At 59.2% G+C, this 24,618-nt stretch carries 24 protein-coding genes; 1 reads left to right on the top strand and 23 read right to left on the bottom strand.

The features are described 5' to 3' along the window. Positions 1-143: 143 nt before the first annotated feature. The 16 genes from MOTHE_RS01240 to MOTHE_RS01165 form a co-directional block, all read right to left on the bottom strand. On the bottom strand, positions 144-1,079 hold the full coding sequence (locus MOTHE_RS01240) for a transketolase family protein (protein ID WP_011391781.1): 936 nt from the start codon (positions 1,077-1,079) through the stop codon (positions 144-146). Positions 1,080-1,322: 243 nt separating this feature from the next. After that, the gene (locus tag MOTHE_RS01235) at positions 1,323-2,114 is read right to left on the bottom strand and encodes a transketolase (protein ID WP_162490111.1); all 792 of its coding nucleotides are present in this window, start codon (positions 2,112-2,114) and stop codon (positions 1,323-1,325) included. Positions 2,115-2,158: 44 nt separating this feature from the next. Then, complete coding sequence (locus MOTHE_RS01230; RefSeq protein ID WP_011391779.1) at positions 2,159-3,004, bottom strand: YitT family protein; 846 nt, start codon at positions 3,002-3,004, stop codon at positions 2,159-2,161. Positions 3,005-3,099: 95 nt separating this feature from the next. Then, a complete protein-coding gene (locus MOTHE_RS01225) occupies positions 3,100-3,357 on the bottom strand; it encodes a 4Fe-4S dicluster domain-containing protein (protein WP_011391778.1) in 258 nt (85 codons plus the stop codon). Between the two features lie 86 nt (positions 3,358-3,443). Next, positions 3,444-5,108: an ABC1 kinase family protein gene (locus MOTHE_RS01220; RefSeq protein ID WP_011391777.1), complete on the bottom strand. Its 1,665-nt coding sequence runs from the start codon at positions 5,106-5,108 to the stop codon at positions 3,444-3,446. 64 nt (positions 5,109-5,172) lie between these two features. Continuing rightward, the gene (locus MOTHE_RS01215) at positions 5,173-5,865 is read right to left on the bottom strand and encodes a LexA family transcriptional regulator (RefSeq protein WP_011391776.1); all 693 of its coding nucleotides are present in this window, start codon (positions 5,863-5,865) and stop codon (positions 5,173-5,175) included. Positions 5,866-5,906: 41 nt separating this feature from the next. Then, entirely contained in the window at positions 5,907-7,295 is a 1,389-nt protein-coding gene (locus MOTHE_RS01210) for a radical SAM protein (RefSeq protein WP_025773753.1), read from the bottom strand. Positions 7,296-7,439: 144 nt separating this feature from the next. Further along, a protein-coding gene (gene prfB / locus MOTHE_RS01205) for a peptide chain release factor 2 (protein ID WP_139560383.1) occupies positions 7,440-8,547 on the bottom strand; the annotation gives its coding sequence in 2 pieces (ribosomal slippage) (positions 7,440-8,477 and positions 8,479-8,547; 1,107 coding nt in all). 372 nt (positions 8,548-8,919) lie between these two features. Further along, entirely contained in the window at positions 8,920-11,610 is a 2,691-nt protein-coding gene (gene secA, locus MOTHE_RS01200) for a preprotein translocase subunit SecA (protein WP_080997155.1), read from the bottom strand. Positions 11,611-11,829: 219 nt separating this feature from the next. Then, entirely contained in the window at positions 11,830-12,513 is a 684-nt protein-coding gene (locus MOTHE_RS01195) for a hypothetical protein (protein WP_011391772.1), read from the bottom strand. 149 nt (positions 12,514-12,662) lie between these two features. Beyond that, positions 12,663-13,190, bottom strand: a complete 528-nt coding sequence (gene hpf / locus MOTHE_RS01190) for a ribosome hibernation-promoting factor, HPF/YfiA family (RefSeq protein WP_053094567.1) — start codon at positions 13,188-13,190, stop codon at positions 12,663-12,665. A 189-nt stretch (positions 13,191-13,379) separates the two neighbouring features. Next, positions 13,380-13,577: a cold shock domain-containing protein gene (locus tag MOTHE_RS01185; protein WP_011391770.1), complete on the bottom strand. Its 198-nt coding sequence runs from the start codon at positions 13,575-13,577 to the stop codon at positions 13,380-13,382. 379 nt (positions 13,578-13,956) lie between these two features. After that, complete coding sequence (locus tag MOTHE_RS01180) at positions 13,957-14,688, bottom strand: ComFC family protein (protein WP_053094566.1); 732 nt, start codon at positions 14,686-14,688, stop codon at positions 13,957-13,959. 114 nt (positions 14,689-14,802) lie between these two features. Next, the gene (locus tag MOTHE_RS01175) at positions 14,803-16,605 is read right to left on the bottom strand and encodes a helicase-related protein (RefSeq protein ID WP_053094565.1); all 1,803 of its coding nucleotides are present in this window, start codon (positions 16,603-16,605) and stop codon (positions 14,803-14,805) included. Further along, entirely contained in the window at positions 16,598-17,671 is a 1,074-nt protein-coding gene (locus MOTHE_RS01170) for a GGDEF domain-containing protein (protein ID WP_011391767.1), read from the bottom strand. Before MOTHE_RS01170 ends, MOTHE_RS01175 begins: the two co-directional genes overlap by 8 nt. Before the next feature lie 64 nt (positions 17,672-17,735). Beyond that, complete coding sequence (locus tag MOTHE_RS01165) at positions 17,736-18,233, bottom strand: hypothetical protein (RefSeq protein WP_071522574.1); 498 nt, start codon at positions 18,231-18,233, stop codon at positions 17,736-17,738. Positions 18,234-18,235: 2 nt separating this feature from the next. Between MOTHE_RS01165 and MOTHE_RS13210 the strand changes: the two genes are divergently transcribed. Beyond that, positions 18,236-18,400 carry a hypothetical protein gene (locus tag MOTHE_RS13210; RefSeq protein ID WP_155767714.1) on the top strand — a complete coding sequence of 55 codons (165 nt, stop codon included), beginning with the start codon at positions 18,236-18,238 and terminating at the stop codon, positions 18,398-18,400. On the opposite strand, the gene MOTHE_RS01160 is transcribed toward MOTHE_RS13210, so the two are convergent. From MOTHE_RS01160 to murJ, 7 genes are all read right to left on the bottom strand, one after another. Further along, positions 18,390-19,805 (bottom strand): phosphoglucomutase/phosphomannomutase family protein, encoded by a 1,416-nt coding sequence (locus MOTHE_RS01160; protein WP_011391765.1) that lies wholly within the window; start codon positions 19,803-19,805, stop codon positions 18,390-18,392. The two genes, MOTHE_RS13210 and MOTHE_RS01160, sit on opposite strands and share 11 nt — an antisense overlap. Positions 19,806-19,828: 23 nt before the next feature. Further along, on the bottom strand, positions 19,829-19,984 hold the full coding sequence (locus MOTHE_RS14165) for a hypothetical protein (protein WP_422879653.1): 156 nt from the start codon (positions 19,982-19,984) through the stop codon (positions 19,829-19,831). Positions 19,985-19,993: 9 nt separating this feature from the next. Next, positions 19,994-20,590 (bottom strand): DUF421 domain-containing protein, encoded by a 597-nt coding sequence (locus MOTHE_RS01155; RefSeq protein ID WP_236683259.1) that lies wholly within the window; start codon positions 20,588-20,590, stop codon positions 19,994-19,996. Positions 20,591-21,186: 596 nt separating this feature from the next. Then, on the bottom strand, positions 21,187-21,429 hold the full coding sequence (locus MOTHE_RS01150) for a hypothetical protein (protein WP_011391763.1): 243 nt from the start codon (positions 21,427-21,429) through the stop codon (positions 21,187-21,189). Between the two features lie 5 nt (positions 21,430-21,434). Next, a complete protein-coding gene (locus tag MOTHE_RS01145) occupies positions 21,435-22,484 on the bottom strand; it encodes a glycosyltransferase family 4 protein (protein WP_053094564.1) in 1,050 nt (349 codons plus the stop codon). Between the two features lie 15 nt (positions 22,485-22,499). Continuing rightward, positions 22,500-22,931 carry a 3-hydroxyacyl-ACP dehydratase FabZ gene (fabZ, locus tag MOTHE_RS01140; protein ID WP_011391761.1) on the bottom strand — a complete coding sequence of 144 codons (432 nt, stop codon included), beginning with the start codon at positions 22,929-22,931 and terminating at the stop codon, positions 22,500-22,502. Positions 22,932-23,013: 82 nt separating this feature from the next. Next, positions 23,014-24,615, bottom strand: coding sequence for a murein biosynthesis integral membrane protein MurJ (gene murJ, locus MOTHE_RS01135; RefSeq protein ID WP_011391760.1), 1,602 nt, complete (start codon positions 24,613-24,615; stop codon positions 23,014-23,016). Positions 24,616-24,618 lie beyond the last annotated feature (3 nt).

The following is a 24,618-nucleotide window of genomic DNA, read 5'->3' as shown; positions in this document are numbered from 1 at the left end:
CCGGCATCCACGCGGGCGCTTCGTCCCTACGCTAAAAGTAAAAACCGCCCCTTTAGGGGCGGTTTTATGTCGATGCGCATGTTTTTCACAAATCAGTTTATCCTTAGCGACGGCGGTGGGAGGCTTCCAGGAAGACTTTGCCTTTAATCCTTTTTTCCCTTCAACCTTTTCACCGCAGCCACGATATCCCGTGCCGTCAGGCCGTATTTGGCCATCAGCTCGTCGGGCTTGCCTGACTCGCCGAAGGTGTCGCGGATGCCCACCATGGCCAGGGGTACCGGTCTCTCCGTGGCCAGGACCTCGGCCACGGCGCTCCCCAGGCCGCCGATGACGGTGTGTTCTTCGGCTGTCACCACTGCCCCGGTGGCCGCCGCCGCCAGGACAGCCTCCCGGTCCAGGGGTTTGATGGTGCTCATGTTGACGACCATGACTTCCAGGCCCGCTGCCGCCAGTTCCTCCGCCGCCCGGAGGGCCTCATGGACCATGACGCCGCAAGCGATGATGGCCGCGTCCTTCCCCCGGCGCAGGGTATGGGCGCGCCCGATCTGGAATCTATAATCCTCATTGTAAATAACCGGAACAGCCGGGCGGCCCAGGCGGATATATACCGGCCCCTGATAGGCGGCGGCGGCAAAGACAGCCTGCCTGGTTTCCTCGCCGTCGGCCGGGACGATGACCGTCATGTTGGGGATGGCCCGCATCAGGGTCACGTCCTCGACAGCCTGGTGGGAGGCGCCGTCTTCGCCGACGGTAAGGCCGGCGTGGGTGGCGGCGATTTTTACGTTGACCTTCGGATAGGCGATGCCGTTGCGGACCTGGTCATAGGCCCGGCCGGTGGCAAAAACGGCGAAAGTGCTGGCAAAGGGGATCTTGCCGCTTAATCCCAGACCGGCGGCTGTAGCCATGAGGCTCTGCTCGGCGATACCCATATTGAAAAAGCGCTCGGGGAACTCCTGGGCAAAGTAGCGGGTCATGGTGGACTTGGACAGGTCGGCGTCCAGGACCACTACCTGGCTGTTCTGCCGCCCCAGCTCCACCAGGGCCTTGCCGTAGGCTTCCCGCGTTGCAATCTTGGTCATATATATCTTCCTCCGTAAAAATGCTATCAAAATAGCATTTCCAGGTTGATTTGTATTTGTTCTTTGGGCTGGAGGATGCTGCTCCAGGCTCAGATGGCGCTCGGCTGCCAGACTTGGCCTTCTATTTTGCCAGCCAGCAGGAGGTGGCTAGACGCCTAGTCGCCCTCCGCTTCTATCCCCCAGCCTTTTGCTTCAGCCTGCAATTTTCATAGTACGCCGGCAGGTGTTAGCACTGGGGCAGCGTTAGGCCAGCTCGGCCAGGGCCTTTTCCACTTCTTCCGGTTTCGGGGCTTTGCCGTGCCAGCCGGCCTGGTTTTCCATGAAGGACACGCCTTTGCCTTTGATGGTTTCCGCGATGATGACCGTGGGTTTGCCCTTTACCTCCCGGGCCCGCTCCAGGGCGTCCAGGATCTGGCCGAAGTCATGGCCGTCGATGGTCATGACTTCCCAGCCGAAGGCGCGGAACTTGTCGGCCACCGGCTCCGGGGACATGACCTCCTCCACCCGCCCGTCGATCTGCAGGTGGTTGTGGTCGACGATGGCCGTCAGGTTGTCCAGATGATAATGGGCCGCGGCCATGGCCCCTTCCCACACCATGCCTTCCTCCAGCTCGCCGTCCCCCAGGAGGACATAGACGTGGTAATCCCGGCCGTCCAGGCGCCCGGCCAGGGCCATGCCGTTGGCTACCGCCAGGCCGTGGCCCAGGGAACCGGTGGAAACCTCCACCCCCGGCAGGGATTTGCGGTCCGGGTGCCCCTGCAGGGGGCTGCCCAGCCGCCGCAGGGTATCCAGCTTATCCACGGCAAAGAAGCCCCTTTCCGCCAGGGCGGCGTAAAGAACCGGGGCCGCGTGGCCCTTGGAAAGAACGAAGCGGTCCCGCTCCGGCCAGTCCGGCCGCTCCGGGTCCAGGCGCATGACCTTAAAATAAAGGGCTGTCATGATCTCCACCGCCGACAGGGACCCGCCGGGGTGGCCGGAGCCGGCCGCCCCCACCATCCTGACGATGTCCCGGCGAATCCGCCTGGCCGTAGCCATAAGGCTCTGTAAATCCTTCTCCAATTAACCGTTCCCTCCTAAACTCAAAGTCTGTTAAAATAGCCAAAGCCCTCACCCAAGACTTCATGGACGTTGCTGACGATGACGAAGGCTTCCGGGTCGATACTAGCCACCAGGTCCTTCAGGCGGCTGACCTCGGCCCGCTGGACTACAACCAGCAGCACTTCCCGTTCCTGGCGGGTATAGTAGCCGCGGCCCGCCAGTCCCGTCACGCCGCGGTCCAGCTCCACCAGGACCCGGCGGGCGATTTCTTCGGCTTTATCTGAAATTATCAGGGCCGCCCGGGCGTAACCGCCGCCCTCCTGGATGGCGTCGATGGCCCGGCTGGTAAGAAAAAGGGCTACCAGGGCATACAGGGCCAGTTCCACATTAAATACCAGGTCGGCCAGGCTGATTACCAGGGCGTCCACCATCAACAACCCCATGCCGGCGCTGATATGCAGGTAGTGGCGAAAGAGGAGGGCTGCCAGATCGGTGCCCCCTGTACTGCCGCCGGAACGGAAAACTATACCCATGCCGACGCCGCTCAAGAGGCCGCCGTAAAGGGAAGCCAGGAGGGTGTTGCTGGTAGGCGCGTGCAGCCACAGGGCCAGGGTATCGGTAAAAACGGACAGGATGATGGTCCCGTAGAGGGTTTTAAGGCCGAACTCCAGGCCCAGGACCTTCAAACCGGCCAGAAAGAGGGGTATGTTGAGGACCAGCATGGTCAGGCCCACCGGCCAGCCGAAGACATAATGAAGGACCGTGGCCAGGCCGCTGACGCCACCGGCGGCGATCCTGTTGGGCACCAGGAAGAGTACCAGCCCCAGGGCCGTAACCAGGGTGCCGGCGGTAATCCCCAGGTAGTCTGCCCACGCTTTCCTGTGCAAAGCACCTACCCCCCTGGAACATTGTTCCTTTTCGACAGGGAAAACCTTTTTCCTGCCTGAGCGGTAGCACCGGGCAGTATTTTTACTGCCGGCGGCTAATCTTCCCAGATAATGGCCCCTGCCGGGCAGACCTCCCGGCAGCAGCCGCAGTTATTGCAACCGGCAGTGATGCGGTAAAAGGCCACCAGTTTCTCCGGCGGTTCATCCATGGCCCCGTCGCGGACGACATCCGTGGTCGAGTTGATATCCCCCACGGTGTTATAGGTGGAGCCCTCCAAAACGATGGCCTTCCGGGGGCAGACCACCGTACAATCGCCACAGGCAATACAATCATTGGTTATCCGGTAAGGCACTTTTATCCCCCGCTTTTTATGCTCATTCTTCGCCCGGACCGGAAAGTTTATTCAGGCGCGGTTCGCTTGCGCCACCAGGAGATTATTCAGTCGCGGCCGCCCCGCCAGATGGTCACCAGTAACCACAGGAGCATCATGCCGGCCGCCCCGAAGCCGACCTCCAGGGTGGGCAGGCGGAAGAAAAGGCTGTTGGTCGGGGCCCCCAGGGCCGTGCTGATGATCAGGCTGGCCATAATGATACTGAAGGCGAGCAAAACTACGCTCATCGTCAGCTTATTGATAATCCGGTCTATTTGCCGCACCAGGCCCCGCAGGTGCAGGGGTTCCACCCTGAGGGTCAGTTCGCCCCGTTCCGCCAGGTCCAGGAGGTGCTGGAACTGCCGGGGGAGGCTCTGCATAACCTCCCAGCCGGAAGCCAGGTTTTCCGTCAACGCCCGCCACAGGAAACGAACGCTGAAGCGACGCCGCAAGAGCTCCCGGCCATAGGGTTCGGCCAGTTCGGCCAGTTCCAGCTCCGGGTCAAGTTTCCTGACCAGGCCCTCCAGGGTCAAGAGGGTTTTTCCCAGCAGGGTTAATTCCGGGGGCATGCGCAGGTGATACCTGAAGGCCAGCTGGAGGAGTTCCTCAATAGCCTGGCCCAGGCTGATCTGGCGAAAGGAAAGGTGGTAGTATTTATCCCGCAGGGCTTCAATTTCCCGCCGCAGGGCACCCCGGTCCACTTCGGCCGGCACCATGCCCATGGCTATGATGGTCCTGAGGACGTCCTGGCTGCGGCGGCGGATAATCCCCAGGACCAGGTTGACAAACTGCTCCTTAAGTTCCTCCGTCAAAGTCCCCGTGAGACCGAAATCCATAAAGACAATAACTTCCCCTGGCAGGACGGCCAGGTTTCCCGGGTGGGGGTCGCCATGGAAAAAGCCGTCCACCAGAACCTGCTGGTAAACGGCCCGGGCGAGGTTAACGGCTATCCGGCGGCGGCTATAACCCCGGCGGTCAATCTCTTCCAGGTTATTGAGTTTTACCGCCTCTACATACTCCTGGGTCAGCACTCCCCTGGTGGTATAGTCCCAGTAAACGGCCGGAAAATAGACGCTTGCGTCCCCCGCGAAGTTTTCCCGGAAGCGGTCGGCGTTGCGGCCTTCCCGGGTATAATCCAGTTCTTCGGTCAGGGCCCGGGCAAACTCGGCGGCCATCTGGTTGAAATCGTATATCTTGCCGTAGGGAGTGTGGCGCTGGGCCAGGCGGGCCAGGTCGAAGAGGATCTCCAGATCCACCCGAACCTGCCTGGCAATTCCGGGTCGCTGGACCTTGACGATTACCTGGCTGCCGTCCGGGAGGGTAGCCAGGTGGACCTGGCCGATGGATGCCACCGCCAGGGGCTCGGGGTCAAAGGAGGCGAAGAGTTCCTCCAGGGGCTGGCCCAGTTCCTCCTCCACCGCTTTTCGGACGTCAGCGAAGGGAAAGGGAGGCACCCGGTCCTGAAGGCGGGTCAGTTCGCTGATGATATCCGCCGGCAACAGATCAGGCCTGGTGCTCAGCAGCTGTCCCAGCTTGATAAAGGTAGGTCCGAGTTCCTCCAGGGCCAGGCGGAGGCGCTGTCCCAGGGACAGAGGTGCTTCTTCCCGTGACCGCCGGAGAATTAATTCTCCCAGCCCCACCTGATCCAGGAGATAACCAAAACCATAGCGGGCCAGGACATTGACCACCTGGCGATAACGGTTCAAATGAATGTAGCGACGCCGCAGGGACATCCTCCAGCAGGGGCCTCCTTTTAAAAAAGCCCGGGCTTAAAACAGCACCGGGCTTTTCATTCTTTTAAACGACCCTTTCCAGGGCTTCGTGCAGAAAATCCAGCAGCAGTTTATGCTCGCGGCCGGTTAGATTCTCTATGTGTTCCTGGAGACGGTTCAAATACCCGGCCAGCTGCCCGGCCAGGGGGTTCTGGGACAGCATATTGACCGCCAGTCCCAGGCCGGTGCCGGTGGCCAGGAAAAGGCCGGCCTCCGGGCGAGAAGCCTTATCCAGGGCGCTGCGTACCACCTGCAGGGCCCTTTCACCCAGGGACTTCAAGTATACCAGCAGGATGGTCAGGGTGTAGGCGCTGGTAATTACAGGGTTGGTCTTGCCCGGCATCTCCTGCAATAACTCCCCGGCCACCTGTCCCGCTTCCCGGGGCAAGAGATTCGCCAGGGCATCCAGCAGCCTGGCCCTGGCCTGTTGCCAGTCCAGGACAAAAGAGGAGGTGTTACCCCCGCTTCCCTCCAGGCTGGCCGCCAGGGATGAAGGAACAAACATAACCATCGACCGGCCCGGTGTCTTTTCATTGCTGTTAACTATATACTGCCGCTCCAGGAAGCCTTCTTTCTCCAGTTCCAGCAAAACATCGTAAGCCGTCCACTTGCTCACTTTGAGGGCTTCGGCCACCGCAATATAGTGGACCGGTTTGCCGGTTTCCTGGTATATTTTTTTAATTTTATCCAGGAACTGGCGCCGTCGCCTGGTTAACATGGCATTCCTCTCCCGCTAGGTGATACCTCCAGCATATACCCTTACTTCCCGGCTGTCAATTCTTTTTGGGGCTCCGGGTGACGTTCCCGCCAGATCCTGTCAGCCACCTCGCCCCAGCGGGCGGCGTTGGCGTCCAGATAGGCGCCGATAGAACCTTTCAGGGCTGTATCTGCGCCCGGGTGGGTTGGTTTAGCCCCGGTTTCGGCTACGATCTGCCGCAGGCCCTCAGGGACATCGATGAGGGGGCAGGGCCTGAGCAGGTTATCGCTAAACGGCTGGCGGCGCTGATAGGCCCGGAAGAGGGGCGACTGGAGAACCTCCAGCAGGCTCTTCTCTTTGATGTTGTCCATGGAGAAGTGAATGAAGGCGCAGGGCTCCACTGCCCCGCTGGCGGTGATGTGGAAGTAGCGCCGGCCGCCGGCGATGCATCCCAGGGTCAGCTCGCCGTCATTCCAGAAATCGGCAATCTGCAGCCCCTTGTGGTTACGAATATAGGGAATGCGCTCAGCCAGGTAGGCCCGCTGCTCGGGAGTGACCATGAGTTCGGGATTGGGATCCCGGCCGATGGGTATATAATGGAAACTCCAGCCGTAGACTACACCCTTCTCCAACAGGAAGTCGATGAACTCATCGCTGGTGACCTCCTCCGCGTTTTCCCTGGTAATGGTGATGGAAACCCCGAAGACCAGACCCCGCTCCCGCAGGCGGTCCATGGCGGCCATTACCCGGTCAAAGACACCCCGGCCCCGGCGGGCGTCGGTGCGTTCCCGCCAGCCTTCCAGGCTAATGGCCGGCGTGATGTTGCCGACCTCCACCATGCGGTCGGCCACGGCGTCATCGATGAGCGTGCCGTTGGTATAGAGCATAAAGGCCATATCGGGATGGCGCTCGGCCAGTTCAAAGAGATGGGGCCAGCGGAAGGGCTCGCCGCCGGACATGGCCAGCCAGTAAATGCCGACCGCCTTGGCCTCGCGGCAGAGGCGGTCCACCAGATCCAGTTCCAGGGTGTCGTGGTGGGCATACTCCCCGGCCCAGCAGCCGTGACAGCGCAGGTTGCAGTCGCTGGTGGGGTCCAGAAGGAAGAAATTAGGTATATGAACCCCGGTTTCCTGGGAGACCTGGTGCTGGCGAGGTATACCGAGGAGCATGGCGTTGACGAACCAGTTGTAGATCAGGCGCTGTTTAACATTAGGATGCACTTTGAAGAGGCGATTCACGTAGGCGTGGATGCTGGGGTTGGTCCGGTAGGCCTCCAGCACTTTGGCGATCTGTTGCTTATGTACCTCCTCCCTGGCCAATAACCGGGCGGTATTCAGGATGCGGGGAAAATTCTCCTCTGGGTTTTTTTCCATATAGCTGAAGGCTTCCTGGAGGACCTTTTCGGTTACATACTTTTTGGCCAGCTCTAAATGGGCACGGGCGTTAATCAAGGCTATCCTCTCCTTCCCTGGTTTGGCTTGGTTTATTAGTCCCCAATTCAAGCCAGCGCTATACCCAAAAGACCAAAAAAGATCAATTCCATCCTATACCAAGCCCCGAAAAAAGTCAAGGCTAAAGCCCGGCGAAGCCTGGCTTTAGCCTTGCTTTCTACGCTGCCAGTGTAAATAAGCCTGGATAAAGGGGTCGATCTGGCCGTCCATAACGGCCTGGATATTACCTGTTTCCACCCCGGTGCGGTGATCTTTAACCAGGCTGTAGGGATGAAAGACATAGGAACGGATCTGGCTCCCCCAGGCGATCTCCCGCTGTTCACCCCGGATCTGGGCCAGCTCCGCCTCCTGTTCCTGGCGCTTTAGAGCCGCCAGCCTGGCCTGGAGGATCTTCATGGCGCTCAAACGGTTGGCGTGCTGGGAGCGCTCGTTCTGGCAGGTTACCACTATCCCCGTGGGCAGGTGGGTGATCCGCACCGCCGAGTCCGTCTTGTTAACGTGCTGTCCCCCGGCTCCCTGGGAGCGGAAGGTGTCGATCTTTAAATCGTCGGGATTAATTTCGACTTCCTCGTCGGCCTCCACTTCCGGGATAACATCCACCGAGGCAAAGGAGGTATGGCGGCGACCGGCGGCGTCAAAGGGCGAGATCCGGACCAGACGGTGCACCCCCTTCTCCGCCTGGAGGTAGCCGTAGGCGTTCTCCCCTTTGACGAGGATGGTGGCGCTCTTTAGTCCGGCTTCTTCACCCTCCAGGTAATCCAGGAGTTCCACCTGGTAGCCGCGGTCTTCGCACCAGCGATTATACATGCGTAACAGCATGGCGGCCCAATCCTGGGACTCCGTTCCCCCGGCGCCTGGATGGAGGGAGAGGATGGCGTTATGGCGGTCATAGGGGCCGTTCAGCAGGGTCGCCAGGAGCTGACCCTCCACTTTGCCTTCGACAGCAGCCAGGTCCCTGGCTATTTCTTCTTCCAGGGAGTGGTCGTCTTCGGCCAGGGCCAGTTGCCATAGCTCCCGGACGTCGGCGCACTTGCTCTCTAACTCCCGGTAGCGGGCCAGCTTCTCCTTGAGGTAGGTGAGGCGCTTGCCTACGGCCTCGGCCCGGGCGCGGTCTTCCCAGAAACCCGGGGCCAGCATTTCCTTTTCCAGGCGCTCGATTTCTTCGCTGGTTGCCTCCAGGTCAAAGGGAGACCCTCAATTCTTCCAGCCGCCGGTCCAGTTCGTCCAGGCGGCCTTTATAGTCCTGTAACATGGTTTGGCTCACTCCTCCGAAAATAGGCTTCTACCAAAAATGGTTGCATCTTATAGTAACTGCTGCGGGTCTGGAACAGGCTTCAGGCTCCAGGTGCTAAAGCGAGCAAACTTCGCGCTCAGTTGCTTAAGCGGCGGGGGTGGCAGAACTCTGTTCTTTTGATCAAACATGACGGGGCGTGCTACTTCTCATTCCTGAAGCCACGTTACGATCCCCATCCCGTTCACCGCCACCTCGGTTCGGCTTCGCTGAGTTTGCTCTGCGCCTCGAACCCAGTCGCCTTCCGCCTGTACCCGCCAACCCCTGTCTCCACCTGCATTTTCATCTTTAGTGGGGGGGCATCAGCCACCACGGGCATTCCTGGCACGGGATCTACTTCCCGGCGCCGCAGCACTTCTTGTACTTCTTGCCGCTGCCGCAGGGACAGGGATCGTTGCGGCCTACCTTATGCTCCCGGCGCACCGGCTGCCGGGGACCGGAAGCCTCACCGGCATAGCGGTTCTCCACCACCTGGCGGGGACGCTCCGCTTGCGGCTGGACGACCTTCACCCGGTACAGATAGCGCACCACGTCTTCCTGGATGGAGGCGATCATATCGTTAAACATCTGGTAGGCCTCAAATTTATAGGCCACCAGGGGATCCTGCTGGCCGTAGGCCCGGAGGCCGATGCCCTGGCGCAGCTGATCCATGGCGTCCAGGTGGTCCATCCACTTGGTATCGACCACCCGGAGGAGAATCAGGCGTTCGATCTCCCTGAGGGTTTCGGGGCCCAGTTCTTCTTCTCGCTGCCGGTAGGCCTCCATAGCCTTTTCCCGCAGGAAGCCGTAGACCTCTTCCTTTTCCATCTCCTTGATGGCGTTGGCCAGGGCCTCGCGGTCGCACCCGGGCAGGAACAACTGCTCGGCATAATCGAGCAGCCCGGCCAGGTCCCACTCCTCCGGGTACTTGCTCTCACCGGCGAAGCGGTCCACCGTCTGGTCGACGACGGTTTTGATCATGTCTTCGATAGTCGGCCGGATGTCGGCCCCCGTAAGCACCTCCCGCCGCTGGCGGTAGATAATCTCCCGCTGCTTATTCATGACGTCGTCATATTCCAGGACGTGCTTGCGGATGTCAAAGTTATGGGCCTCGACCTTTTTCTGGGCCTGCTCCAGGGAACGGGACACCAGGGGATGGTCGATGGGGGTGCTGTCGTCCATACCCAGACGGTCCAGGATACCGGTCAGGTTGTCGGAGCCGAAGAGGCGCATCAAATCATCTTCCAGGGAGACATAGAAGCGGCTGGACCCCGGGTCTCCCTGGCGCCCGGCACGACCGCGAAGCTGGTTATCGATCCGCCGGCTCTCGTGGCGCTCGGTGCCGATGATATGCAGGCCGCCAAGTTCCACCACCCGCCGGTGCTCCTCTTCCGTCTCCCGCCGGGCGGCAGCCAGGAACTGCTGGTAGTCCTGGCGGGCGGCCATGACCTCCGGGTCCCCCTCGTCGACCTTGATCGCCGTAGCCGCGGCGATTATTTCCGGACTGTAGCCCTTCTGGCGCATCTTTTCTTTGGCCAGGGCCTCAGGGTTGCCTCCCAGGATAATATCCGTGCCGCGACCGGCCATGTTGGTGGCGATGGTCACCGCCCCGAGGCGGCCGGCCTGGGCGATAATCTCCGCTTCCTTTTCGTGGTATTTGGCGTTCAACACCTGGTGGGGGATCCCCCGTTTTTTAAGCATTTCACTCAGGCGCTCGGACTTTTCGATGGAGATGGTGCCCACCAGCACCGGCTGGCCCTTTGCATGGCGTTCCCGGATCTCCTCGACAACTGCCTCGAACTTACCCTTTTCCGTCCGGTAGACGACGTCAGGGTAATCCTTGCGGATCATGGGCTTATTGGTGGGGATAACCACCACATCCAGGTTGTAGATCTTGCGAAACTCTTCTTCCTCGGTAGCCGCCGTGCCGGTCATGCCGGCCAGCTTGTCATACATCCGGAAGAAGTTTTGGAAGGTGATGGTAGCCAGGGTCTGGGACTCCCGCTCAATCTTCACACCTTCCTTGGCCTCGATGGCCTGGTGCAACCCTTCGCTGTAGCGGCGGCCGAACATCAGGCGGCCGGTGAACTCGTCGACGATGATGACCTGGCCGTCTTTGACCACATAGTCCCGGTCGCGCTTCATCAGGGTATGGGCCTTCAAGGCCTGGTTAACGTGGTGGGCCAGTTCCATATTGGCGTCGTCGTAGAGGTTGTCGACCCCCAGCATCTTTTCCACCTTGGCTACCCCGGCCTCCGTCAGGGTCGCCACCTTGGCCTTTTCGTCGACATTATAATCAATGTTCGGCTGCAGGCGCGGGATAATGGCAGCCACCGTGTAATACATCTCCGTGGGTTTTTCGGCCATACCGGAGATAATGAGCGGCGTCCGGGCTTCATCGATTAGGATACTGTCGACCTCGTCGACGATGGCGTAGTTGAGCTCCCGCTGGACCATCTCCTCCGGGTGCAGGGCCATATTATCCCGCAGGTAATCGAAGCCGAACTCGTTGTTGGTGCCGTAGGTAACATCGGCGTTATACGCTTCCCGCCGCTCGGCGGCGTCCAGGCCGTGGACGATCAGGCCCACCTTCAGCCCCAGGAAACGGTAGATACGACCCATCCATTCGCTGTCCCGTCTGGCCAGGTAGTCATTGACGGTAACAATATGCACCCCTCTGCCCGTCAGGGCATTGAGGTAAGCCGGCAGGGTAGCCACCAGGGTTTTGCCTTCGCCGGTCTTCATCTCGGCGATGCGTCCCTGGTGGAGGACGATGCCGCCCATAAGCTGGACGTCAAAGTGGCGCATCCCCAGCACCCTCCGGGAGGCCTCCCGGACAACGGCAAAGGCCTCCGGCAGCAGCTCGTCCAAGGTCTCGCCCCTCTCCAGGCGGCGATGGAACTCCGGGGTTTTGGCCTGGAGGTCGCTGTCGCTTAGGGCCTGAATCTCCGGTTCCAGGGCGTTGATGGCCTCTACCTGGCGGCTCAATTTCTTTATATCCCGGGCATTATCGTCAAGGAGATTATGCAATATACCCAGCACCATTTCTCCCTCCTTCGAAAACAACCTCTTGCGAAATGCTTATACTTAGCACCCCATTGCTTTGCCGGGTGACAGTCACGGGCGGCTTTGCTTCTGCACACCCCCCGGCAACAAATGCCAGCCCGTAATTTCCAGCTCAAAATAACATAAAAGGAACCGTGCTGGTTCCTTAAGAGAAAAACCTGCCTTGTATATTTTAACACGAAGTAAGACGGGTGGCAATCAATCGTTAACATGATAGCAGCGAGAGGCCAGGGCCTTGAGTACGGCCCGGGCTGCTGCCTGGCGATCATCGCCATCCGCCAGGGCCGCCCCTACCAGGTACTCACTCCCCTGGTGCGTGACCAGGATAATAGCGCAGACGGCCGCCCGGTGATGGGCTACCTCTACCCATACCAGGTCTTCCAGGGCTATACTCCAGTTGCTGCCGCAGCACTTTTCCAGGGCATTCACTGTAGCCGCCGCCACCAGCCGCAGATTGTATTCGGGGGCATTGGGCCCGAACGCATGTCCCTGGTAAATGGTTCCCCCCGTTCCGGCTTCCACTTCGACGGTGGCCTCCGTCTCCAGACCGCGGGTAAAAAGGTTGATGCTTACCAACCGCAACCGGTCTCCCTGTGTATCGGAAAGCCGCTCTTCCGCCACCTCTCCCGGCAGCTGTGGAAGTTCGACCTGAACAATACTTATTTTTTTATGATCAACGGCTACCCCCAATTGCACCAGAATGGCCGATTCCACATCCCGGACTATCTGCTTGGGGTTACGCCCGCTAACGGCCATGATATGTATTTCACTGATGCTCCCGTCAGGCTCCGTTACCAGACGGGCGCCCAGCACTCCCTTGATCTGACAGATAACCCTCTCATAATCCCCCGACCCCGGTTCACCTTTTTTAGTTTCTGGCAAAGCTCCTCATCCTCGATTTCCTTTCCTTGCTATAGTTTATATTCGCGCCGCCCCATAAAATCCCTGCCTGTCAGCTTAAAAATGGTCAAAAAAAGAGAAATTGGCCCCCAAACGGCCAATTTCTCCCATAATCTCCAAATGTCTTTATATTAATACTCCGGTTCGATCAAGCCGTAATTACCGTCCCGGCGGCGGTAAAGGACGTTGACTTCCTCGGTTTCCGCATTGGAAAAGACAAAGAAGCTGTGGCCCAGGAGATTCATCTGCAGGATGGCTTCCTCCACCGGCATGGGCTTGATGGGAAAACGCTTGGTTCGGATCAAGCGCGGTTCAGGCCCGTTTTCTTCCTCCGGCTGGCCGGCAGCAAATTCTTTAATGGTCCCGTTCTTTATTTTTTTATTAAGCCGGGTTTTATATTTGGCGATCTGTTTCTCTAATTTTTCAACCACCAGGTCGACGGAACCATACATATCCCCCGTGGCTTCCTCGCCCCGCAGGATATACCCGTTCAGGGGAATAGTCACTTCGACCACGTGTTTATCCCTGGTCACGGCCAGGTTGACCTGGATCTCATCGACACCATCCAGGTAGCGTTTGATTTTACCCAACCTCTTAGCGATGTACTGCCGTAAAGCGTCGGTGACCGGAAGGTTTTTGCCGCGGATGATTAATTCCATCCTTGAAGCACTCCTTTCAGATCCCTTTTTTCTATTATTCCCCATTAAAGGCCAAATTCCTGCTACCACTCCAGAAAACTCCTGCCGTTCCGGACCCCCAACCAGGACGGTTCCAACCTCCAGGTCCCCGGCTGCAATAATTATCCCCTGGCACCAGAAAGGCCCCGGCTCATGCCGGGGCCCGGTAGGCTAGCATTTTATTACATTGGCTGCCTGGGGACCGCGAGGTCCTTCCACGATGTCAAACTCGACCTCCTGTCCCTCAGCCAGGGTTTTGAAACCCTCTTCCTGGATGGCGGAGAAGTGGACGAACACGTCCTTGCCGTCTTCCCTTTCAATAAAACCGTACCCCTTCTCCGGGTTAAACCATTTCACCTTACCCTGCATCTTGTAAAAATTCCTCCTAAAATATTCTCCCTTGGGGCCGGGAGCACCTCCAAGTGTACCTATTTTAGCATGGTTAAAGATGGCTGTCAAATCTGCTTCTGGTAAATAAACCCCATCGCACCGGACCGGTACAGGGTAAATGGTGCCGGTGTCAAATTAAATTTGCTCCTGGTAAATAAAACGGCAAATATCTCTCACGACCTTAATAAATGTTAAATTTTGGATGATAAAACCGGCTCTTAAGTCCCTGTTTCAATCCACCCAAACCTGTGGATAAAGTGGATAACCCTGTTAATAACTTGCAATCACTGCTTGATCCCTGTGGACGGGAATGTTTAAAGCTCAATATTTTGTCGAACAGAGGATTCGCTATGGTTATTCATGGTGAAATATTTGCAATTGAGTCGATACCCGTTGCCAGGGTAACCACCTCGACAACGGCGGCACCGGCAGCCAGGAGGGCACCGGTGCAGGCCGCAGCCGTAGCCCCGGTAGTCATAACGTCGTCAACCAGGAGGAGACGATGGCCCTTAACCAGGGCCGGCTCCTGAACTTGAAATGCCCCGGCCAAGTTCTGCCAGCGCTCCCGCCGGGAAAGACCGACCTGGGGGGCCGTTTCCCGCATCCGGGCCAGGGCCTGCCCGGAAACCGCCAATCCCAGTTCCCTGCCGAGGGCCCGGGCCAGGAGCTCCGCCTGGTTAAAGGTGCGCGCCTGCAGGCGGGCCGCAGTCAGGGGCACCGGTATTACCAGGTGGGGGCGGGCCGATCCCAGTTCCTTGACAACAACACCGGCCAGGAGCTGTCCCAGGGGCGCGGCCAGGGAGCGCCGTCCCTGGTACTTGAAGGCCCAGATCAACTCTTTTAAGATACCCCTGTAGGCTCCTACCGCCCGGGCCCGCCGGAAGGGAGGCAATTCCTCCCGGCACTGGCGGCAGACCGCCCCCCCGCCCGCCGCCAGGAGGCGCCCGCAATACCGGCATGGATGGTACTTCTCCTGCCAGGAATATAGTTCCTGGTGGCACTGCGGGCAAAATAGCCCCCGGTCCACCGGCCGTCCGCACCAGGCACAGGTTTTCCCCCGGGGAAAGAGGAGATTGATAAACGCCGGCATGTCTTCGGGCCATAAACCTCCTCCGATAATAGGGTTCCGGCAAAAATAGTTGCCGCTACAAACTCAAGTTGCCTCCAGGTTGAGGCCAGTTCCCTTCAGGCGCCGGTTGCACCCTTACCGCGTCAAGTAACCCCGCCGGCGGGCCAGGCGGTTGAATTCCCGGATCTGGCGGGCAGCCTCTGCAATGGCGGGGCTCAAGTGCCGGCCTATAAACCATACCCTCCCGGTGGGATAAGCCGCCGAACGCCCGGCCCGGCCGGCGATCTGCACCAGGGTGCTGGCCGTAAAGACCCTGCCCTCCTCAGCGTAAAGGACAAGGACGTTCAGGCGGGGAATGGTAACCCCCCGCTCCATAACGGTAGTGGTCACCAGAACCGGGAATTCTCCCCGGCGAAAGGCAGCGATAACTTCCTCCCGCCTGGGGTGGGCGGCATGACAGCCCCGGACCCAGGCCCCGCCGGGGGCCTGGCCGGGCCAGGAGTCCAGCAACCATGCAGCCACCCCCTCCACCAGGGAAACGGCCGGGACGAAGAGCAGGAGCTGGAGCCCCGCCCCCAGGGTAGTATTTATACAGTTAACCATGGAGCGAGGCAGGGGGCCTGTCCCCGGCGGCCTAAGAAATGGTTCCCGGACGAACTCGGGTTCCGGGAGGGGGTGGCCGTGGTACCGGGCTGGCAAGTAAATAACGGCCAGCTTGCCCTTCCTGACCCTGGCCACCATCTCCGGGGGCGGGGTGGCCGTTAACCACAGGATCTGACCATGTTCCCGGCGCGCCCGCTCGACGGCATAGTAGAGCATGGGGTCCCCCGCCAGGGGGAAGGCGTCCACTTCATCGAGGATCACCAGGTCAAAACGGCGGTAGAAACGTAAGGCCTGGTGGGTGGTGGCCAGGATGAGGTCGGCCTCGCCGTATTTGCCCTGGCTGCCACCATATAGAGCCTGGATCCGCAGGCCCGGCCAGACGGCTTGCAGGCGCGGGTGGAGTTCCCGGATAACCTCCTTCCGGGGGCAGGCATAAAGGACTTTACGCCCGCGGGCCAGGGCGGCAGCAATGGCGCCATAGGCCACCTCAGTTTTTCCGGCGCCACAGGCGGCCCAGAGGAGGCACTCCTTTTCCTTATCCTGGCTGGCAAACCCTTCCGCCTCCCGGTAGGCGTCCGCCTGGGCCAGCGTGAGGTCAAACCGGAGCAGGGGGCGCACCACTGCCGCCGGCCTGGCCGGAGAACCCGCGGCAAAGGGCCAGGGCCTGGCGTACAGAGGACGGCAGCGGCGGGACTGGCCCATAGCCAGGCACTCCTCGCAGAGCAGGCAATCCTCTCGGCTGCAGGCGGCGCAGTTGACCTTTAAAAGCCCGGTAGCCTGGCCGCAGCGCCGGCACCGGGGGCGACCGTCAGGGTCATAACCCACCCCGGGCAGAAGCTTTATTTCACCTTCCAAATAAAGCCAGTGACAGAGGTCCTCCAGGGGGGTGTGCACCCCCAGTCTCCTCTCCGCCAGGGCCCGGGCCAGTTCCTCCCGCCAGAGGACCCTCCCGGCCAGGGTGTGCCTTACCAGGGCCAGCTCCTCCGCCGGTGGCGGTGGCAGGGGTTGGGCAGCTACCTTTTCCACCGGGGTCCAGGGTTTAAGGCCCATCCTGGCCCTGCCCCGGGCCAGCATTTCCATTATCCCGCCCCTGGTCACACGTTGTCCTCCTGTCGCCAGGTATCCTGCCACCAGGTCATGTAAAAAAACCGCCGCCCCGAGGGGTAACGGCGGTGTCAGGACCTCAAACTGCCGGTAACCGCGCTGCAGCCAGAAGGTTTGGTCCAGGCCGGGATTGTGGCTCAAGCCTACCCGCCATCCCCCATCGCCTTCCACCAGGTAGAGGGGACCTTGCCAGCAAAAGATCGGCTGCCGGTAACTGCTTCCCTTATTCATGGACACCCCGTTCCTTTTTCAGGAACTGATAGGCGCAGACACTGTTACGCCCGGTTGTCTTGGCCTGGTAAAGGGCACGGTCGGCCCGGGCAATGATATCCTTTTTATCGGTCCCGTCTACCGGCCAGACCGCCACACCGGCACTTACAGTAACGTGGATGGCCGTTCCTTCAGCTTGGAAGGTATGCTCGGCGATGGCCTTGCGGATCCTTTCCGCCACCTGCAGGGCACCGTGATAATCTGTATCGGGCAAAATGAGAGCGAACTCCTCCCCGCCGAAACGGGTGACAACATCCTGTTCACGGGTGCACTCCTTCAGGATGGTGGCCAGTTCCGCCAGTACCCTGTTACCGGTGAGATGGCCGTAGGCATCATTTATCTCTTTAAAGTAATCGATATCCAGCATTAAAACTGCCAGGTAACGGGGCTGCTGCCGGGAGTTCAACAGGTTGCTAAAGGCCTGCACGAAGTAGCGGTAGTTATAAATCCCGGTTAAATCATCAGTAATGGCCGCCATCTCCATGGCGGCCAGCCGCTTGCAGGCTTCTTGATACTCGTGACGGGTATATTCCACCTCAGCCTGCAAAGAAGCAGCCTGCCTGGCCTTAACCACCAGACCCACCATGAGGTAATAAAAGAAGCCCGCGATTGCAACCCAACCACCCAGGATAGCCCATGAAGACGGATTAGCCAGATTTTCTTTTAAAGTGCTGTATCCTCCCAGTATCAGCCCCCCTACCAGGCCTGCAAGGATTTCCTTCCTTTGCTTCCGATAAAGGGGCACCAGGACCGGTAAGAAGAGAAGCAAGGGAAGTGACGTGGCTGACGGCCAGCCACTTGTTAACTGCCAGCCAGCTATCAGTATCAGGTTCAGTCCCAGGATCAAAACCCGGGTGATAAAACCCGTGCTAAGAATTCCGATAGCCAGGATGAGGCCGTTAAATATACTCCAGGTCAACCCCCAATAGACAGTCGGGCCCGGTGGCGCTGCCAGGGACAAAAAAACGCCCCCCACTGTAACCAGCATCGCTGCCAACCAGTCGGCCCGCCCGAGCTTTTCGCCCATGGGTTAATTCCCCTTAAATAAGAATATATGCTTTATTCGCCACCAGTTATAATTTCTCCTTCTATCAAGTTAGCATTTTTGAATAAACCTGGTATAATTTGGCCCCGGCGCGGAAAAAGTTTGTTTCTTCCCGCAGGTCCAGGACTTCACCGTCCCCGGCGGTCAAGGCCGGAACCGCACCTGTTACCGGTGAGTCCCGGGCTATACAAAGTACCCGGCAACAGGGATAGGGATAGAGGAAATGGTGCAAGATAGCTAGGGTTGCTTCACAGGGTGCTTCGACAACCACCCACAGCTCCAGAGGTAAACCATGCCAGTAGCGCCAGCTAAAAAACTGGCGCAAGAGCCCTTCCAGGTATTCTCCCTGGTTACGTACTAAAATAACCAGGCGGTAATAATTTAACCCCCAGGCTTGATAACGCCGCCAGAGCCAGCCGTAGGCCAGCGCCAGGGAAACGACAGATGCCAGCAGGGTTACAGGTGCCTGGTAGCCCATAATCTCTTCACCCCCCTGCTCCATCCTATGCCTGGCGACCAAATAGGGTGCGAAGGAGGTGGCCAAAAATGGTTGCAACCGGCGATGCCTGCCTGCGCTGCGGTGCTTCCCTGAGCCTGATGGAGCGCCTTAGCCTGGAAGACGCCGTCGAGGTTCCCGGTATGGGGTCCCTGTGCCCCAACTGTTACCGGGAACTCTCGGCCGAAGAATACGCCCGCTACTTTAAATCCTGAGGGCAGTGGTTATTTCTTTTTGCAACAGGCGGAGACGCCCGGCGTCGGGCGCCTCCGCATATAAACGCAGGAGGGGTTCCGTACCGGAAGGTCTAAGTAAAACCCAGCTGCCGTCGGCCAGGGTCAATTTTACCCCGTCTACCGTCAAACGCCCGGTTACCGGTATGCCCGCTACCTTGGCGGGGGCAAAATCCGGTAATTCCTGCAGCACCCTTTCTTTAGTAGCCGGGTCTACCTTGATATCCAGGCGCTGGTTGACCAGATGGCCATAACTGGAATGCAAATCCGCCAAAATCTCCCCCAGGCTCCGGCCCCGGACCGCCCGCAGTTCAGCCACCAGGGCCGTCGCCAGGATGCCGTCCTTCTCCGGAATATGCCCCCGGATGCTTAAGCCCCCGCTCTCTTCTCCCCCCAGGATACAGCCCTTTTCCCGCAGGGCCTCTCCTATATACTTGAAGCCGACCGGGGTTTCAATTATCTCCAGGTCGTGGGCCCTGGCCAGGCGGTCCAGGTTATGGGTGGTGGCTACCGTCCTGGCTACCGGACCACGGTAATGGCGGTCCATGATTAAATGGGCCAGGACCAGGTAGAGGACCTGGTTGGCCGTCAGGTAGGTACCGTCCCCGTCTACTACCCCGAAGCGGTCGGCATCGCCATCCAGGGCCAGCCCCAGATGGGCACCTGTCTCCCGGACCCGCCGGCTGAGTTCCTCCAGGCCCCGGGCGCTGGGATCCGGTAAGTCGCCACCAAACAGGGGATCCCGGTAATTATGTATGGCCTGCACCTGGCAGCCGGCCCCTCGCAGGAAATCCTCCAGGTAGCCTATACCAGCTCCATAGAGGGGGTCGACTACGACCTTCAAACCGGCCTTCCGGAGGGCCTCAACGTCAATGAGCCCGTGCAGGTACTCCCGGTAATCGGCCTCCGGTTCCAATTCCCGGACCAGGCCCCGGCCCCGGGCTTCATCCAGGTTAAGGGTCTTCACTTCTCCCCCATTTATGACGGCAGCAATTTCTTTTTCAATGGCGGAGGTAATGGCAGGCACCGCTGGCCCGGCATATTCGGGGATAAACTTCAAGCCGCAGTATTCCGGAGGATTATGACTGGCGGTAAGCATTAACGCACCCATGGCCTGGTAATGCTTAATGGCCCAGGCCGTTACCGGTGTGGGCACCGCCCGGGACGGCAGGTAGACGGTAAAACCGCTGGCAGTCAGGACCTCGGCCACAGCCCGGGCAAACTCCGGGGCCAGGAAACGGTTATCGTAACCGATAATGATCTTCCCGCTGCCGGCCTCCCGGAGCAGGTAATTGGCCGTGGCCTGGGTGACCAAGCGCACATTGGCGAAGGTGAACTCGTCGGCAATGACGGCGCGCCAGCCGTCGGTCCCAAATTTAATAGCCATAAGAGCTCTGTACCTCCTTTTAGTCAGGGGCGATCCTGCTCTTCCTTCTCTGTTTTCACCGGGCTTTCCGGGGCGTCGGTGATATCCACCGGGTTGATAATATCGTCCTCCTTGGTATTGACATAAAGGGTGCCGTTACTCCGGAGAACGGCATAGTCAACCTGGCTGATATCCTGTATCCCCTGGGCCTAGAGTTGCTGGATGAGCCACTTCTCGTCCAGGTGATTCTGCCGGAGATTCTGGAAGAGGATCTCCCCGTCTTCAATGAGCTCAGTGGGTACCCCTTCGTATTTGGTCGATAGCTTAAGGTCAGAAGGTGTCAGGGGTCGCTTCTGGGACTTGAGGAGCACGCTTAAGTCCCCGTCAGGCTCCATAATAGCATATTCAACATCGGCAATATCAAAGACATTTTTTTGCCGCAGCTGCATGGCCAGCTCATCAAAATTATAACGCATTTTCTTCATGTTTTCTTCCAATATTTTACCGTTATGGACGACCACTGTAGGCTCACCGGAGATCAATTTCCGGGCCGGCCTGCTCACCAGGACCGCATACCCGGCCAACCAGGTAAAAAAGGCAAAGAGGGTCAAACCCAGGAAGTGCATCCAGGTCTGGTTGGGGGCTGTATCGGTGGCCAGGACGGCGGCGATGCTGCCGAAGGTAATGCCGTTGATATACTCGAAAAAAGTTAACTGGCCTATCTGCTGCTTGCCCAGGATCCGAGTATAGATCAGGATGGCAAAGAAGGCCAGCAGGGTTTGCAGAAAAACCTCCACGAATTTCACGCTGATGTACCTCCTTCAAAATAGACTTCTGCCAAAAATGGTTACTATTGGCAGGCGCTTTACTACAGGCTGGCGGGTACAGCTACGGGCTCCGGTGGTTCTCAGCGAGCAAACTTGGCGCTCAGCCTTGCTCGGCGTCGGGGGTGGCTCGGCTTTATCTCTTTGATCATTCATAACGTGGCGTGGTACTTCTCGTTCCTGAAGCCACTTTGCGATCCCCATCCCGTTCACCGCCGCCTCGCTTCGGCTTCGCTGAGTTTGCTGACGCCTCGAACCAAGTCGCCCTCCGCCTGTACCCGCCAGCCCTTACCTGAACCCACATTTTTATGGTTTGTTGAGGGGGGGCGGCAGCCCCCCCATGAGGGGCTCCTCCGGAAAGGTCTTTACAACAACTCGCGTTTATGAAGGTAAAAGAGCAGGCCGGTACCGGCCACGATAAAGGCCAGGATTAAAAGGCCCTCAATAATCAGGTCGCGCAACCTTTTGCCCCCCGTTCCTGGAGATTTTCATTCCGTATTATTTCCCCAGGCGTGCCATAAATGCAAAAAGGACCGCAGTCAATGACTACGATCCTTCACATCTGCACCAGGAAATCCCTATTTCAAACTATCCAGGCGCTGCTGGAGGGCTGCCAGGCGCTTGCTGGCTGCATCAAGCTGTTGCCGGAGGGGTTCAAGGCGGTTATCTACCGCTTCCTGGACATAACTGCGGGTGACCACCGGGTCCTCCTGGGAGCCGGCAGCGGCCGCTCCCGCCCGGGCGCCACCAGCCAGCCCAAGCCCCAGGGTTAAAAGTAAAAGGGCTAGCAGAAGATAATTACGGCCATCCAGGGCTACCACCTCCCCTAGAACATGTGCAGGGTATTATGCCGGGTTTTAGCCCTGGCCAGGCCGCCCCTGCCAATAATCCCCAATTTATCGCAACCCACCAGGATAATTACCGCCAGCCCGATCAGGATCAGCACCCCCTGGTCCGTAGCCACCCGGCTAAGGAGGATGGCGCTGCCACCCAGGCAGGCATCAACGAGGTAAATAACCCCTACTGCCTGGCGCTGGCTCAAACCCTGGGCCAGCAAGCGGTGGTGCAGGTGCCCCTTATCCGGGGCAAAGATGGGCCGGTGATTGAGGAAGCGACGGACAATGGCAAACATGGTGTCCAGAATTGGCAGTCCAAGGATTACCACCGGGATAAAGAGGGATATTACCGTAGCGCTCTTGGTCAGGCCGATGGTAGCCAGGGCCGCCAGGTTAAAGCCCAGGAACATGGACCCGCTATCGCCCATAAAAATCCGCGCCGGGTGAAAGTTGAAGGGCAGGAAACCCAGGACTGCTGCCGCCAGAGCCAGGGAGAGAAAAGCTACTACCAGCTCGCCGTTGAACCAGGCGACAACGGCGATGGTTACGGCCGCTATCAAAGAGGTTCCTGCTGCCAGCCCGTCCAGTCCGTCGACAAGGTTCAAGGCGTTGGTAACGCCTACCAGCCAGAAAATAGTAACCGGGATAGCCAGTTTCCCCAGGATAAAAAGGCCATCGAAGGGGTTGGTCAGGAAATCCACCCGGACACTGAAGGCCACCAGGATGACGGCCGCTATGATCTGCCCCAGGAGCTTCAGCCGGGGGCTCAAGGAGCGGATATCATCAATTATACCCACAAGCATGATAAAGGTCCCGGCAAGGAAGAGCCCCAGGTATTCCTGATGGCGATACCCTCCCAGCCAGTAAGCCAGCATAAACCCCGCATAAATGGCCACCCCTCCCAGGCGGGGCATAAGGGTATGATGAATCTTGCGGGCGTTGGGTTTATCTACAGCCCCCAGGCGGGGTGCTATCCGGCAAAGCAAAGGTGTCAGTAAGAAACTGACTATCCCGGCTAGTGCCAAGGCCAGGATATCCACCTGCGGTTCCTCCTCTTACTCGATCTTTTCGCCCACGGCAAAGAGAAGCTCGCCCTCGGCGGCCAGCTCTTCGCCGACGAAGGCCCGGCCGTAGCCCTTACCGACCCGGCCCTTGAGCTTGATAATCTCCGTCTCCAGGCGCAAGACATCCCCCGGGACTACCTGGCGGCGGAAGCGGACCCGGTCCATACCGCCGAAAAGGGCCAGCCGGCCCTGAAATTCCGGCAGGCTCAGGAGAGCCACCGCCCCGACTTGAGCCAGGGCTTCCATTATCAGTACCCCGGGCATTACCGGTTGGCCGGGAAAATGACCGCTGAAATACCATTCGTTACCGCTCACGTTTTTCTGGCCCACTGCCCGCCGGCCCGCCTCTACCTCCAGGACCCTGTCGACCAGCAGGAAGGGGTAGCGATGGGGTAAAATCCCCTGGATAGCATTCCAGTCCACGTTGTCACTTCACTTTATACATATGGTTCTTGGACAATAGTAATAAATATATTCGCCACTTATCCCCTTATTCCTGCCGGCATTAGAAAACTCGCTCCAGGCGCCGCCGGATCATGGCGGTGATGAAGGTCACTTCCTCTACCTTCAGCCACCGGGCCAGAACCCAGAAAGCCAGGCCCCCGCCCCCCATTAACAACGTCATCCGCACGAGGAGCCCCAGGAGGGGCCGCGACCAGGTGAAAACATGCAGGCCTCTTCCGGCCAGCCAGACCAGGAGTCCCATGCCCATGGCCGCCAGGAAAATCCGCAACATGGTACTTAAGAGCAAGGTTACTTTTAACTCCGGCAGGCGCCGGTAGAGGGCCAGGTAAAGCATCAGGGCGTAGATGCTGGCCGCCAGGGAATTGGCCAGGGCCAGGCCGCCGTGCCCCAGGCGCGGGGCCAGGAAATAGCTAAGGAGGATGTTCAGGCCAACGGAAATAATACCTGTAACCACCGGGACAACCACATCCTGGAGGGCGTAAAAGGCCCGGGTAAGGATGGGATGCATGGCCTGAGCCAGGAGGCCAACAGAATAAAAGAGTACCGCCACAGCCGTCATGGCCGTAGCCCGGGGATCGAAGGCCCCGCGCTGGAAGACCAATTGCACCAGGGGCACCCGCAGGACAATCATCCCGACCGCCGCCGGCAAAATAGTCAGAGCCACCAGCCCCAGGCCGCGGTCCGTCAGGTGGGCCATTTCCCGGCGGTCATTAAGGGCCGCCTGCTCGGCCAGGGAGGGAAAGATGGCGGTGGTCACGCTGGCGACAAAGACCCCCAGGGGCAGGTTCACCAGGCGGTTGGCAAAGTCCAGGGCGGTAATACTCCCGGGCTCCAGCTGGGAAGCAAAAAAGCGGTTCGTCGCCAGGTAGAGCTGGACTACCGCCAAACTGAAACATACCGGCAGGAGGTGCCGGCCGATTCTCCGCACTGCCGGGTGACCTGCCATGAGGCTGCAGGTGTAGTGGAACTGCAGGCGCGGCAGGTCGGGAAGCTGGATTAACAGGTAAGCCACGAAGCTCAGGACAGTACCCACCGCCAGTCCGGTGATACCAAAGGCTGACCCGGCAAAGATCACCGTGGCAATAATCACCAGGTTGCTCACTGCCGGCGCCAGGGCCGGGGAAGTAAAGATATAACCGGCGTTTAAAATACCGCTGACCAGCATGCCTGTACCCATAAAGGCCAGGGAGAGGAACATAATCCGGGTCAGCTTGACAGCCAGATCGAAGACCGGCGCCGGAAAACCCGGCGCCATGAGCCGGACCAGCCAGGGCGCCACCCCAAGGCCCACAATGGTCAGCAATCCCAGGATCAGGGCCGTCCAGTTGCCCACGGCGCTGGCTACCGCCCACCCCTGGTCGCGGTCGCCCCGCACCAGGTAAGTAGTGACCACCGGCACCATCACCGTCACAAAGGCCATCCCCAGGATGGTTTGCAGGAAAAAGGGGATGGTGTAGGCCACCAGGTAAGCATCGGTGGCCGGCCCGGCGCCGAAGCGGGCGGCAATACTGGCATCCCGGACAAAGCCCAGCACCCGGCTCAAAAGGTTCAATACCAATACAACACTCGCCGCCCGGGCCATCCGGGCTACCGGCGTGCCCTCAGGACCCCGGGCTGGCTTGCCATCATTCGCGACTGCCATAGG

Origin of the sequence: Moorella thermoacetica (genome assembly GCF_001267405.1) — a bacterium.
Classification (GTDB): domain Bacteria; phylum Bacillota; class DSM-521; order Neomoorellales; family Neomoorellaceae; genus Neomoorella; species Neomoorella thermoacetica.
The sequence above is the reverse complement of the archived record's forward strand: the minus strand, read 5'-3'. Positions and strand labels throughout refer to the sequence as shown.

Coding starts and splice junctions, on each gene's coding strand:
- MOTHE_RS01240 (WP_011391781.1), bottom strand. CDS start 1,079: ATGACCAAGATTGCAACGCGGGAAGCCTACGGCAAGGCCCTGGTGGAG.
- MOTHE_RS01235 (WP_162490111.1), bottom strand. CDS start 2,114: ATGGCTACGGCCAGGCGGATTCGCCGGGACATCGTCAGGATGGTGGGG.
- MOTHE_RS01220 (WP_011391777.1), bottom strand. CDS start 5,108: ATGTCCCTGCGGCGTCGCTACATTCATTTGAACCGTTATCGCCAGGTG.
- MOTHE_RS01215 (WP_011391776.1), bottom strand. CDS start 5,865: ATGTTAACCAGGCGACGGCGCCAGTTCCTGGATAAAATTAAAAAAATA.
- secA (WP_080997155.1), bottom strand. CDS start 11,610: ATGGTGCTGGGTATATTGCATAATCTCCTTGACGATAATGCCCGGGAT.
- hpf (WP_053094567.1), bottom strand. CDS start 13,190: ATGGAATTAATCATCCGCGGCAAAAACCTTCCGGTCACCGACGCTTTA.
- MOTHE_RS01185 (WP_011391770.1), bottom strand. CDS start 13,577: ATGCAGGGTAAGGTGAAATGGTTTAACCCGGAGAAGGGGTACGGTTTT.
- MOTHE_RS01180 (WP_053094566.1), bottom strand. CDS start 14,688: ATGCCGGCGTTTATCAATCTCCTCTTTCCCCGGGGGAAAACCTGTGCC.
- MOTHE_RS01175 (WP_053094565.1), bottom strand. CDS start 16,605: ATGAATAAGGGAAGCAGTTACCGGCAGCCGATCTTTTGCTGGCAAGGT.
- MOTHE_RS01170 (WP_011391767.1), bottom strand. CDS start 17,671: ATGGGCGAAAAGCTCGGGCGGGCCGACTGGTTGGCAGCGATGCTGGTT.
- MOTHE_RS13210 (WP_155767714.1), top strand. CDS start 18,236: ATGGTTGCAACCGGCGATGCCTGCCTGCGCTGCGGTGCTTCCCTGAGC.
- MOTHE_RS01160 (WP_011391765.1), bottom strand. CDS start 19,805: ATGGCTATTAAATTTGGGACCGACGGCTGGCGCGCCGTCATTGCCGAC.
- murJ (WP_011391760.1), bottom strand. CDS start 24,615: ATGGCAGTCGCGAATGATGGCAAGCCAGCCCGGGGTCCTGAGGGCACG.